This window comes from Ruegeria sp. CDSA141 (assembly GCF_059612005.1).
In genome coordinates this window covers 150656-162659 of the sequence record NZ_JBXWPT010000005.1, presented here as the reverse complement: position 1 = coordinate 162659, position 12004 = coordinate 150656, and the positions used below count along the sequence as shown (strand labels likewise).

At 58.5% G+C, this 12004-nt stretch carries 11 protein-coding genes; 9 read left to right on the top strand and 2 right to left on the bottom strand.

Annotated features, from left to right (window positions below):
- Positions 1-7: 7 nt before the first annotated feature.
- From AC2FLP_RS10115 to AC2FLP_RS10100, 4 genes are read left to right on the top strand one after another with little or no spacing between them, the layout of a single operon-like run.
- Positions 8-508, top strand: coding sequence for a type III secretion system chaperone family protein (locus AC2FLP_RS10115; RefSeq protein ID WP_117867906.1), 501 nt, complete (start codon positions 8-10; stop codon positions 506-508).
- A 38-nt stretch (positions 509-546) separates the two neighbouring features.
- Positions 547-1362, top strand: a complete 816-nt coding sequence (gene proC, locus AC2FLP_RS10110) for a pyrroline-5-carboxylate reductase (RefSeq protein WP_117867908.1) — start codon at positions 547-549, stop codon at positions 1360-1362.
- Complete coding sequence (locus tag AC2FLP_RS10105) at positions 1355-1693, top strand: tRNA-binding protein (protein ID WP_299895415.1); 339 nt, start codon at positions 1355-1357, stop codon at positions 1691-1693. The genes proC and AC2FLP_RS10105 overlap by 8 nt, the downstream gene beginning before the upstream one ends.
- Complete coding sequence (locus AC2FLP_RS10100) at positions 1693-2643, top strand: 2-hydroxyacid dehydrogenase (protein WP_496683304.1); 951 nt, start codon at positions 1693-1695, stop codon at positions 2641-2643. Before AC2FLP_RS10105 ends, AC2FLP_RS10100 begins: the two co-directional genes overlap by 1 nt.
- Here the strand turns inward: AC2FLP_RS10100 and AC2FLP_RS10095 are convergent.
- Complete coding sequence (locus tag AC2FLP_RS10095) at positions 2640-3218, bottom strand: thymidine kinase (RefSeq protein WP_299895409.1); 579 nt, start codon at positions 3216-3218, stop codon at positions 2640-2642. The two genes, AC2FLP_RS10100 and AC2FLP_RS10095, sit on opposite strands and share 4 nt — an antisense overlap.
- A gap of 354 nt (positions 3219-3572) precedes the next feature.
- Between AC2FLP_RS10095 and AC2FLP_RS10090 the strand changes: the two genes are divergently transcribed.
- Entirely contained in the window at positions 3573-4034 is a 462-nt protein-coding gene (locus tag AC2FLP_RS10090) for a hypothetical protein (RefSeq protein ID WP_117872550.1), read from the top strand.
- A 166-nt stretch (positions 4035-4200) separates the two neighbouring features.
- Positions 4201-6003 carry a hypothetical protein gene (locus AC2FLP_RS10085; protein ID WP_496683308.1) on the top strand — a complete coding sequence of 601 codons (1803 nt, stop codon included), beginning with the start codon at positions 4201-4203 and terminating at the stop codon, positions 6001-6003.
- Positions 6004-6021: 18 nt separating this feature from the next.
- On the opposite strand, the gene AC2FLP_RS10080 is transcribed toward AC2FLP_RS10085, so the two are convergent.
- Entirely contained in the window at positions 6022-7146 is a 1125-nt protein-coding gene (locus tag AC2FLP_RS10080; protein WP_496683310.1) for a beta-ketoacyl-ACP synthase III, read from the bottom strand.
- A 159-nt stretch (positions 7147-7305) separates the two neighbouring features.
- Between AC2FLP_RS10080 and AC2FLP_RS10075 the strand changes: the two genes are divergently transcribed.
- The 3 genes from AC2FLP_RS10075 to AC2FLP_RS10065 are packed head-to-tail and all read left to right on the top strand — an operon-like array spanning position 7306 to position 11860.
- Positions 7306-7773, top strand: coding sequence for a MarR family winged helix-turn-helix transcriptional regulator (locus AC2FLP_RS10075; protein ID WP_117867918.1), 468 nt, complete (start codon positions 7306-7308; stop codon positions 7771-7773).
- Entirely contained in the window at positions 7770-8807 is a 1038-nt protein-coding gene (locus tag AC2FLP_RS10070) for an efflux RND transporter periplasmic adaptor subunit (RefSeq protein ID WP_117867920.1), read from the top strand. Before AC2FLP_RS10075 ends, AC2FLP_RS10070 begins: the two co-directional genes overlap by 4 nt.
- Before the next feature lie 11 nt (positions 8808-8818).
- Positions 8819-11860, top strand: a complete 3042-nt coding sequence (locus AC2FLP_RS10065; RefSeq protein WP_496674295.1) for an efflux RND transporter permease subunit — start codon at positions 8819-8821, stop codon at positions 11858-11860.
- The last annotated feature ends 144 nt before the right edge of the window (positions 11861-12004 follow it).

The following is a 12004-nucleotide window of genomic DNA, read 5'->3' as shown; positions in this document are numbered from 1 at the left end:
TGGCATTATGGCCCTTTCCGAGCAGTATCTCGAAGAAGACATTCATCCGATCGACATTGTTGAACATCTGGCCGAACATCACGACTGGGATTTTGATCGTATAGGGGACGATCAGATTGCCATGGCTGTCGAAGGCCAGTGGCGCACCTATTCGATCACACTCGCCTGGTCCAACTATGACGAAACGCTGCGGATGGTGTGCTCGTTCGAAATGGAACCGCCGGCCGAGCGGGAAATGCAGCTCTATGAGCTGCTCAACAAGATGAATGATCAGTGCTGGGCAGGTGCCTTTACCTATTGGGCAAACCAGAAGCTGATGGTGTACCGGTATGGGCTGGTCCTCGCCGGCGGACAGACAGCCAGCGCGGAGCAGATCGACACGATGATCACCGCTGCCGTCATGAGCGCAGAACGGTACTACCCGGCGATCCAACTGGTCACCTGGGGAAATCGAGGACCAGAAGAAGCCATGCAAGTGGCCATTGCAGAGGCCTACGGCCGGGCGTAAAGCTTGCCCCAAACCGACATGTAAAGCGGGAGGGGCAAATGGACATGACGCGTGTGGCCGAACAGGGGCTTGTGCTTCTGGGGTGCGGAAAGATGGGGTCCGCAATGCTGGCGGGATGGCTGGAACACGGCCTCCCGCCAGCGTCCGTTTGGGTGATCGACCCACACCCATCCGACTGGCTGAAGGCGCAGGGCGTCAACATCAACACACCCCTGCCCGAAGCCCCCGCCGTGGTGTTGGTCGCGGTCAAGCCGCAGATGATGGGCGAGGCATTGCCCGCCATTCAGGCGCTGGGCGGTGGCAGCAGCCTGTTTATTTCGGTCGCGGCGGGCACCTCGATTGCCACGTTCGAATCCGTTCTGGGCAGCGACACCCCGATCATTCGCGCCATGCCCAATACGCCCGCCGCCATCCGTCAGGGCATTACCGCGCTGATCGGGAATTCAAACGCATCACCTGATGATCTGACGCTTGCGGAAAACCTGCTCTCGGCCATTGGCGAAACGGTACTGCTGACGGATGAGGCGCAGATGGATGCGGTCACCGGCCTCAGCGGATCCGGGCCCGCCTATGTGTTTCATCTGATTGAAACGCTTGCCAAAGCCGGCGAGGCGCACGGCCTGCCACATGACCTTGCGATGAAACTGGCCAAATCGACGGTGGCCGGGGCCGGAGCGCTGGCAAAGGCCGCAGACGAGGATCCGTCACAACTGCGGATAAATGTAACCTCGCCGAACGGCACGACCCAGGCCGCGCTTGAGGTGCTGATGCATGAAGAACGCGGTTTCCCTGACTTGCTGCACCGTGCCGTCAAGGCCGCAACCGACCGATCCAAGGAGCTGTCACGTGAGTGAGATTTCTTTCGACGACTTTCTCAAGGTCGATATCCGCGTGGGTGAGGTGATCCGCGCTGAACCTTATCCCGAAGCCCGCAAGCCCGCGATCAAGATGTGGATCGATTTCGGTGATGAGATCGGCGAGCGCAAGACGTCGGCCCAGATCACCGCGCATTATGATCCGTCGACTCTGGTGGGCAAACAGGTCATGGCTGTGGTCAACTTTCCCTCTCGTCAGATCGGGAGGTTCATGTCCGAGGTTCTGGTGCTGGGTCTGCCCGATGAAAACGGCGAGATTGTTCTGATCGGTCCCGACGGCAGAGTTCCGACAGGCGGGCGGATGCACTGATGAAACTGCTGATCACACGCCCGATGACGCCGGCAGTCGAGGCCCGCGCCCGCGCCGCGTTTGACGTTGAGATTCGTAAAAATACGGCGCCCATGACGGGCCGGGAAATGCTGTCCGCTCTGACGGATTTCGACGTGGTCGTGCCCACGCTGGGCGATCAGTTCTCGGCTCGGATATTTGCGGATGCAGGCTCGCCTCGATGCAAGCTACTGGCCAATTTTGGCGTCGGCTACAACCACATCGATGTCGAGGCAGCGCGCGCCGCATCAGTCGCAGTGACCAACACGCCCGGCGCAGTCACCGGTGCCACGGCGGATATCGCCATGACCCTGCTGTTGAGCACGGCCCGGCGCGCGGGCGAAGGCGAACGGCTGGTCCGCGCAGGCCAATGGCAGGGTTGGCATCCCACGCAAATGCTGGGTCACCATGTAACGGGCAAACGCGTCGGTATCGTCGGGATGGGCCGTATCGGGCAGGCCATCGCGCGCCGGTGCCATTTCGGTTTTGAAATGCAGGTGGCCTATCAATCCCGAAGCGCCAAGAAACTGGACTTCCCGGCCGAGTTCACACCTGACCTTAAAGCACTCGCCGCCTCGGTCGATTTCCTTGTGCTCGCCGTTCCCGGCGGTGCCGAAACCCGACACCTGATCGATGCGCAGGTTCTTGAGACGATGAAACCTTCGGCCATTCTGGTCAATATCGCGCGGGGAGAGGTTGTAGACGAAGCGGCCCTGGTTGCGGCGTTGCAAAAAGGTCAGATCGCGGGGGCGGGGCTGGATGTCTACGAGTTCGAACCCGAAGTACCACAGGCGCTCCGTGAAATGGAAAACGTCACCCTGCTGCCCCATCTGGGCACAGCCACCGAAGAGGTGCGCAGCAGCATGGGACACATGGCCCTGGATAACGTAGCGGCCTTTGTGGCGGGCGAGGCATTGCCCAACCCGGTCTAGTCGCCCACCGCCTCGCGCCAATGCTTGCGGCAGAGCGAGACATAGGTCTCGTTGCCGCCGATCTGCACCTGGGCACCTTCGGTGATGGCTTTGCCGTTTTCGTCCTGACGTATTACCATCGTGGCCTTGCGTCCGCATTTGCATATGGTGCGGACTTCACGCATCTCATCGGCCAGCGCCAGCAGCGCCGCTGATCCCGGAAACAGCTTGCCCTGAAAATCCACCCGTAACCCGTAGGCCAGCACAGGTACGTCCAGATCGTCGACGGCCCGCGCCAATTGCCAGACCTGAGCTTCAGACAGGAACTGGGCCTCGTCAATGAACACGCAGGTTACGGGACCTTCGTTCAGACGATTTCGGATCATCGCAAAGACGTCGTCTCGGGGCGTGAAGGTATCAGCCTCCTCCGAGATGCCGATGCGCGATGCGATCCGTCCGGCACCCGCCCTTCCGTCAATGGCTGCGGTCATCAGGTAGGTCTGCATCCCACGCTCGCGATAGTTGTGCGATGCTTGCAGCAACACGGTCGATTTCCCCGCGTTCATGGTCGAATAGTTGAAATACAGCTTTGCCATGACGCGGGTCTAAAACGCTTGGGGAAAAGGAACAAGATATCAATCGCTTTGATGGAGCGACGTCGCCGTTGCGTTCGCAGAGGCCGAGCTACGCTCTAGGGGATGGAACCCCCACATCTGCAACAGCGACGCCGTCGGCCAACATGTGGCCAAAACGCAGCAAGGCGTAACAATATCACCCTGCAATTACTCATTACCGGCTTGAACTGCCGCCACTCACTCACAAAATCCCTCGCATATCTGAGGGATAGCCAATGTATGACATTTCAATTATGACTTTGTTATGGGAAATTTACCCACGCTTTCCCCCGATTGGACATCGGGCAGGCGTTTGCAGGTAACAAAGGTAAAACAATGGCAGATATCGGGGCCTATCTGAAAAAACACACAGAAGCGCTGGTTAAAGATGTTGGAATCGAAGCCGCGTGCGAAATTACAGGAAAATCCAAGGCCACTTTAGGACGGTACTATTCCGACAATGCTGAACACGAGGACAGGTTCATGCCTGTGGACGCGGTGGCCCGCCTTGAAAACGTGGCGACATTTCCGCATGTAACGTCGGCTTTGGCAGATCTGAAGAACATCACCTTGTCCTATTGCGACAGCAACACAGCCACACCCCGCACCGGTGGTGTTAATTCGGATGTCATAGCACTCAGCCAGCGGTTTGCGATGTTGATGACCGAGTATCAGGCCGCAATCGAAGACGGAATCATCACGGTCAACGAAGCCAAGCGGCTGCTGAAAGAAACCAGCTTGCTGCAACAGGTTCTGATCGAGATGAAACTGCATCTTGAAGAAGAAAGCGTCAGCTAGCCGGGATCCGGAGCCGTTGCGCCCATGACTGGCCACATTCCGCCTGGATGGCTTAGCTGTATTCACTCGTCAAAAGGCAGAAACGCTGACTGGGCCTTTTGCCTCAATTCAGTCACGTCTGTCCTGTAAGGTCCGTCGCGGGCAAGATCGTCAAGGGCAGAGGACCATGCAGAATTCGCAGGGAACATACAGTCTTTTCGCAGACCGGCTGGTTCTGCGATTTTTTGTATGCGCCTATGCGGCACTTCTGGTTCTTATGGCCCTAAGTGGTCATCAGGAAGGCTCTGACGACGTAATGCGCTGGGTGGTCGTGCAGGATCTGTTGCAGGGGCAGGGCTGGTTCGACAGCCAACAGTATCGGCTGGGCCCCGAGGGCGGTACGCTGATGCATTGGTCTCGACTGATCGACGCGCCGATTGCCTTGCTCTACAGAACATTCGGGTTGGTCTTGCCGCCTGATATGGCCCTTCAGGTGACGGCTTTTGTCTGGCCCTCACTTTTGGCGGGTCTGACCTTGTGGGCCTTTGCCGTGACGGGAAGCGTTTTGGGCGCGCGGGAAGGTGCTGTTTCGGCGCTGGTTGTGGGTGTGTTGGCGCTCGAACACTCCCGGAAGTTCGACTATTTTTCGTTTGATCACCACAATGCTCAGATTCTTCTGTTCGCTACGGCCCTGATGCTGTTCGCATTGCGCAGGGACAAACCATATGCCGGATGGTTGCTGGGTGCCAGCCTGGCGCTTTCGGTATCGATAGGCACTGAATCGATATTGCAGATCGCGCTTGTCGCAATATTCTTTGCCGTTGATTGGATCATCAATGGCGAACCGGCCCGCCGCCCGACCATGGCATTTGGTGTAGGGCTGACCGTGACGCTTGTGCTGATCAGCCTTGCAACTACAGGACAAAAGGCCTTTCTGTTCCCAAGCTGTGACGCCCTGACACTCAGTGTGGCGTTACCGGCAAGCGTCGCCGCGATGGGTCTTTGCGCTGCAGCCCGGGTCGGGTCTGCTTGGCCGCTTTGGGGCCGCATCAGTGCGTTCCTTGCGGTTGGTGCGGTGGCCTTGGCCTGCGCTTACAGCTTTGCCCCGCATTGCCTCAGCAACCCGATCGAAGCCCTGCCTCAGGACATGCGGGACTACTGGCTGAGCCAGGTGGCAGAAGCGCAGAAAATCAGTGTCATATTGGAACTGCACAGGGGCGAAGTTCTGGCCCTGATCGCAATGTCGTTCGTCACCATGGCAGCCGCCCTGATCTTTGCAGTCAGGTCGCCTTTCAGATTGGAATACGCCCTGTTTCTGGCACTGATCGTGACCGGCCTGGTGGTGTTCCTCTATCAGTCCAGAATGATGACGTTCCTGGGTGTTTCGCTGGTGGCTGTCCAGGCGCAGATCCTGCGTGTCCTGTACACCCGCTATGCGAGCAGTCGCCGCGCGGTATCTGGGCTTGCGATGGTTGCTTTTGTTCTCTGCATCTCACCGAAAATCGGTGCAAGTATCGAGGAACAACTGGGGCGTTTTGCCGGGCCGTCTCTTGCCGCACCGGCGCTGCCGGCCCGGCAGTCACGGCAAAACTCCGGGGCATCCTGCAAAACGCCCGAAGCCTATGCGGCCCTGCGTGATCTTCCAGCCGGGAGAGTTCTTGTTGATTTCGACTTTGCCGCAAACGTTCTGCGCCGTACCGACCATTCTGTTCTGGCGGGCAATTACCATCGGAATCAGGCTGGAATTCTGGCGCAGATCGAACTGTTCCGCTCGGACGCCTCTCAGATCGGATCACGTCTGACTGAGCTGGATGTGGATTACGTCATGCTCTGCACGTCCGCTCCTCGTGCCGAATTCTGGTTCTGGGCCTCACAGGGTCGTGGTTTGCAATCGCACTTGGTTGCAGGTGAAATCCCTGACTACCTAATGCGGGTACAAACTACGGAAGATGCGGCGTTCCAGGTCTACAAAGTGACTGCACTACGCTAGGCCGGACAAAACCTGCCATCAAGCGTGGCGTTTCACGATCACCGACCCAACGGAATACCCAGCTCCAAAGGAACATATCAGGCCAAGATCCCCTTCCTGCAAGTCGTCGGAATACTTCGAAAACGCGATGATCGACCCCGCAGATGACGTGTTGGCATAATCCTGAAGGATGTTTGGTTGCTCGCCCGCCTCGGGTTCGCGGCCCAGAACCTTTTTGCCGATGAAGTCGTTCATCGTCTTGTTGGCCTGATGCAGCCACAGGCGTTTCAGGTCGGTGTCTCTGATCCCTTCGGCATTCATATGGTCGCTGATATGCTTGCTGACCATCGGCAGTACTTCCTTGAACACTTTCCGACCGTTTTGCATGAACTGCATGTCACGCCGGTCGGCCAGCCCGTCAGGGAGTGAGCGGCGCAGAAAGCCGTTGTTGTTACGAATATTGTTGGAAAACACCGTGGCGCAACGCGTCGACAAGATCTCGAAATGCGGCCCCTGGGCGTCTTCGATCCGTTCGATCAGCGTCGCTGTTGCCACATCGCCAAAGATGAAATGACAATCCCGGTCGCGCCACTCCAGATGGCCCGAGCAGATTTCGGGGTTCACCACCAACGCCGCACGCACCGATCCCGACCGCACCATATCCGCCGCAGCCTGAATGCCGAACGTGGCCGACGAACAGGCGACGTTCATGTCAAAGCCGAATCCGTCGATTCCCAGTTCCTGCTGAATTTCTATCGCAATTGCCGGATAGGCGCGCTCGTGGTTCGAGGCCGCGCAGATCACCAGATCAACATCCGCCGCGGTGCGCCCCGCCTGTGCCAGCGCCTTGTTGCAGGCGTCCACCGCCATCTCGGTCATGATGCCGGGTTCGTCATCGCTGCGCTGCCGCAGAGACGGGTGCATCACGTCCGGGTCCAGCACACCGCTCTTGTCCATCACGTAACGGTTCTCGATCCCTGATGCCTTGACGATGAACTCTTCAGATGAATGCTGCATCGGCTCCATCTGTCCGGCGGCGATGGCTTCGGCATTCTTCGCGTTCTGTTTGTCGGCATAAGCGTTGAATGCCTCGACAAGCTCGGCATTGGTGATGACGTTCTGAGGCGTGAAGACACCGGTACCGGTGATGGCGGGGGTATACATGGCGGGCCCTGAATGTTTCGGATTTGCCCAAAATGCAGTCATGGTGTGATTTGATCAAGGCATGTTGACCTAAGGGAATGCGCGCGGCGCGGCAGTTTCATATCTTGAATAGTTCAGAAACTGAAGTATATGACCCCTCCAAGCGCGCGGAGATCCCCCATGCCCGACGATATCAGTACCAGACTTGGCCGCCTCAGCCCCGAGATTCAGGCGATCATGGGGGTGTATGCCCTGTACTGGAAACTGGAAGAGACATTTGACTGCATCGAGACCGACCTGAGCCACCCCGAATGCCACATGCTGATCAAGCTGGATCAGCCGAAACGCATGGGGGTCCTGGCTGCTGACATGCTGAGCGTACCGTCCACAATCACCGCAACCGCGGATTCCCTGGAAAAAGCAGGCTATCTGACGCGCGAGCATGACCCCGAAGACCGCCGCGCCTGGTTGCTGGTGCTGACCGAGCAGGGTGAAGAGGTCCGCAACATGCTGGTGGCCGAGGCCGGAGACCTGTTTCACAGGGCCTCGGGCCTGAACGAAGAAGAAACAGCCGAATTCGCGCGACTGGCGCGCAAAATCCGTGACAACGTTTTGAAAACGGGAATTCCCGAGGGACTGAAGAAATGAAACTCCTGACCTCTCTGGGCCTTGCACTGGCCGTTCTGGCAACTCCGATTGCCGCTCAAGATACTCAGAAACCGGTAAAGCTGATGCAGGTGCGCGAAACGGCGCCCGGCTTCACCCGACAGTTTTTCGGCCGTGTTGCGGCGCGGCAGACGGTCGATCTTGCCTTTCAGGTCGCCGGTCAGATCGTCGAGATGCCGGTCAACGAAGGGTTTGTCATCGCCAAAGGCGGCCTGATTGCGCGACTGGATCAGGAACCATTCGAACTGCGGCTTGAGCGGGCGCAGCTTCAAAAGGAACAAGCCGACCGAACCGTAGCGCGCCTGTCGCGTTTGCGTGGCACCACGGCCAGTCAGGTGGCGGTCGATGACGCAGAGACCGAAGCGCAACTGGCCGCGATCGCTCTGCGCGACGCGGAATACGAGCTGGAGCACGCAACACTGACCGCGCCATTTGACGCGCTGGTCTCCAGCCGCGCGGTCGAGGCTTTCACCACCGTATCGGCAGGCACGCCCATCGTCCGCATTCACGACATGTCCGAATTGCGCATCGAGGTCGACGTTCCCGAGATCCTGTTTCAACGCTCAGGCCAGAATGACGACATCACCATCACTGCCAAGTTCCCCGTAAGTGATGAAGTCTTCCCGTTGGAAATTCGTGAATTCGACGCTGAAACCTCCAGCGTCGGGCAGACCTTCCGCATCCAGTTCGGCCTGACCCCGCCCGAGGGGCTGCAAATTCTTCCCGGCTCGTCCGTCACCGTCAACGTAAAGGTTCAGGATGAACGCACAGGCATTGTTGTGCCAGCGACGGCCGTTGTTGCTGATGCAACAGGCGAGCTGAGCGTCATGGTGTTCTCGCCGGTTGGTGCGGATGAAGGCACGGTCCGCCGCGTTCCGGTGACGATTGAGCCCACGCAGACGGGCGATGTTCGGGTTTTGACGGGCTTGTCCGACGATGACGAAGTTGTTGTGGCTGGCGGCGCCGTGCTGACAGACGGTCAGCCCGTGCGCCGGTTCACCGGCTTCGCGAACTGAGGGGCTGACAGATGAACATCGCGCGCGCCTCGATTGATCGACCGCTTTACACATGGCTGATTATCCTAATCGCTCTGTTTGGGGGCATCTGGGGGTTCACGTCGCTTGGTCGCTTGGAAGACCCGGCTTTCACCATCAAGAACGCGGTCATCGCCACGCAGTATCCCGGTGCGACGGCGGAACAGGTGGCGCTGGAAGTGTCCGAGCCCTTGGAATCTGCGATCCAGCAAATGGGCGAGGTGGATGTCATCACCTCGGTCAACCAACCCGGACAATCGTTGATCGAGGTAGAGATCAAGTCGACTTACGACGGCACCGAACTGCCCGATATCTGGACCCGCCTGCGGGCCAAGGTGCGTGATGCCGCCCGCGGGCTTCCGTCGGGTGTCAGCCAACCTTACGTGAATGACGGGTTCGGTGATGTATTCGGCCTGTTCTATGCCGTGACCGCCGAAGGGTTCTCGGACGCCGAAAAGCATGAATTGGCAACGTTTCTGCGACGGGAATTGCTGACCGTGGACGGCGTCGCCGATGTCGAGGTTCAGGGCCTGCCGGACGAGGCGATTTTTGTCGAACCCGACCTTGCGATTTCGGTGAACCAGAACGTCCCGCTTCAAGCAATCAACGAAGCTATCGCCAATGCGGACTCGGTGAATTCCTCGGGGTCCTTACGCTCTGAAAACGACCGCACCACCATTCTGACCGCCGAAGGCTCGGACAGTGTCTCGGCCATTGCGGGCCTGTCCGTCGGCTCGCAAGGGCAGGTGATCAACCTGTTCGACATGTCCGATGTCTATCGCGCGCGTCAGAACGATCCGGACATCGTGATCCGGTATAACGGTACCGAAGCGTTCACCCTCGGCATCGCTGGTCTGGCCACGGAAAACATCGTCGAGGTCGGCAAACGGGCTGACGCCAAATTTGCTGAGCTGGAGACGAACATCCCCTTCGGGGTCGATATTCTGCCGATCTACCAGCAACATGTGGTGGTCGAGCAGGCCTCGAACGACTTCCTTGTCAATCTGGCCATGTCAGTGACGATTGTGGTCGCCGTGCTGGGTATCTTCATGGGGTGGCGCGCGGCCATCGTCGTCGGCTCGACATTGCTGCTGACAGTGGTCGGCACGCTTCTGTTCATGTCGCTGTTTTCAATCGAGATGGAGCGGATTTCGCTGGGTGCACTGATCATCGCCATGGGGATGCTTGTAGACAATGCCATCGTCGTGGCCGAGGGGATGCAGATCGCGATGCTGCGCGGAAAAAATTCGCGCGATGCGGCGGAAGATGTGGCGGCAAAAACCCAGATCCCCCTTCTGGGGGCCACCGTGATCGGCATCATGGCCTTTGCCGGGATCGGGCTCAGCCCGGATGCGACGGGTGAGTTTCTGTTTTCTCTGTTTGCGGTGATCGGTATCTCATTGCTGCTCAGCTGGATACTTGCCATCACTGTGACGCCCTTGCTTGGCCACTATTTCTTCAAGCAAGGCAAGGAAGGTGAGATCGACGCTTACGGAGGCATCCTGTTCCGCACCTATGGTGCGATCCTGCGCTTTGCGCTGCGCTTCCGCTGGCTGGTTGTTGCCGGGCTCGTTGGAGTAACGGTGGTGTGCTACGCCGGGTTTGGGCTGATGAAACAGCAGTTCTTCCCCAATTCGAACACGCCTTTGTTCTTTGTGCATTACAAGCTGCCACAGGGCACACCGATTGCACGTACGGCGCAGGATATGGCGGTGTTCGAAGACTGGCTGGCCCAACGCGAAGATGTGGTTTCGGTCACGACATTCGTCGGTCAGGGGGCAACCCGGTTCATGCTGACCTATTCGGCGGAAAAACCGAACCCGAGCTATGGCCACATGATCATCCGCACGGAAAGCCTGGATGACATCCCGGCATTGCAGGCGGACCTGGAAGCGTTCGGGTCGGTCCAGTTCCCGGAAGGAGAGTTCGGAACCAAGCGTCTGGTCTTTGGCCCCGGTGGCGGCGATCCGATTCAGGCCCGGTTCTCGGGCAGCGATCCGGTGGTTCTGCGACAACTTGCGGACGAGGCCGTGCAGCGCATGGCAGCGGCGTCGCCCAACGCGCTGCTCGTTCATCATGACTGGCGCGAACAGGAACTGGCGGTGCAACCGATCTATGCCACAGAACGGGCGCAGACCGCGGGTGTCACGCGCGAGGATATCGCGGCCACCCTACAATTCTCGACCGACGGCATCACCGGCGGCGTGTTCCGCGAACGGGATCGTTTGATTCCGATCATCCTGCGCCGACCGGCTGATGGAGATTACTCGATTGTCGATCAGGTGGTGTACTCGGATCAGTCCGGGAAATTTGTACCAATCGAACAGATGGTCGATGGATTCGAGTACAAATCCCTCAATACGCTGGTTCACCGTCGCGACCGTGTTCTGACCATCACCGTCGGCGCTGACATCCCGCCCGATCTGACGGCTGCACATGTGCATGCCGAAGTGCGGGACGCCATCGAGGCAATCGAACTGCCACCGGGCTACAAGATGGAATGGGGTGGCGAGTTCGAAAACTCGCGCGATGCGCAGGAAAGTCTGGGTAAGCAATTGCCGCTGAGCCTGCTGATAATGGTGTTGATCTCGGTTCTGCTGTTCAATGCAATCCGTCAGCCGATCATCATCTGGCTGCTGGTTCCGATGTCGGTAAACGGCGTGGTGATTGGCCTGTTGGGAACAGGTTTGCCCTTCACCTTTACGGCCCTTCTGGGTCTGCTCAGCCTGTCGGGAATGTTGATCAAGAACGGTATCGTTCTGGTGGAAGAGATCGACCTTGTTCGCGCCACGGGTAAACCCCTGCGCGAGTCCATCGTCGAAGCCTCCGTCTCACGTTTGCGTCCTGTTATGCTGGCGGCCATCACGACCATTCTGGGTATGGCGCCTTTGCTGACGGACGCGTTCTTTGTCTCGATGGCGGTGACGATCATGGGCGGGCTGGCTTTTGCGACCGTCCTGACAATGGTTGCCGCGCCGGTGTTCTACCTGCTCTTCTTTGCGCGGGATGAAAAACGCGAGGCACAGGCAGTCTGAAAACGGTCTGTGACCGGGTCCGGGCTTGATCGGACGGACCCGGTTGGATCAGATCAATGGGACAAACGGCACATCACATGCAGCCAGAACTGTATGTAACGTGAGAACCAGAAATATGCGCATTGATCCACTTTCCTTGTGCCC

Excerpts from the sequence above, each read along its gene's own strand:
- AC2FLP_RS10115 (WP_117867906.1), top strand. The coding sequence starts at position 8 with ATGGCCCTTTCCGAGCAGTATCTCGAAGAAGACATTCATCCGATCGAC.
- proC (WP_117867908.1), top strand. The coding sequence starts at position 547 with ATGGACATGACGCGTGTGGCCGAACAGGGGCTTGTGCTTCTGGGGTGC.
- AC2FLP_RS10100 (WP_496683304.1), top strand. The coding sequence starts at position 1,693 with ATGAAACTGCTGATCACACGCCCGATGACGCCGGCAGTCGAGGCCCGC.
- AC2FLP_RS10095 (WP_299895409.1), bottom strand. The coding sequence starts at position 3,218 with ATGGCAAAGCTGTATTTCAACTATTCGACCATGAACGCGGGGAAATCG.
- AC2FLP_RS10090 (WP_117872550.1), top strand. The coding sequence starts at position 3,573 with ATGGCAGATATCGGGGCCTATCTGAAAAAACACACAGAAGCGCTGGTT.
- AC2FLP_RS10085 (WP_496683308.1), top strand. The coding sequence starts at position 4,201 with ATGCAGAATTCGCAGGGAACATACAGTCTTTTCGCAGACCGGCTGGTT.
- AC2FLP_RS10080 (WP_496683310.1), bottom strand. The coding sequence starts at position 7,146 with ATGTATACCCCCGCCATCACCGGTACCGGTGTCTTCACGCCTCAGAAC.
- AC2FLP_RS10075 (WP_117867918.1), top strand. The coding sequence starts at position 7,306 with ATGCCCGACGATATCAGTACCAGACTTGGCCGCCTCAGCCCCGAGATT.
- AC2FLP_RS10070 (WP_117867920.1), top strand. The coding sequence starts at position 7,770 with ATGAAACTCCTGACCTCTCTGGGCCTTGCACTGGCCGTTCTGGCAACT.
- AC2FLP_RS10065 (WP_496674295.1), top strand. The coding sequence starts at position 8,819 with ATGAACATCGCGCGCGCCTCGATTGATCGACCGCTTTACACATGGCTG.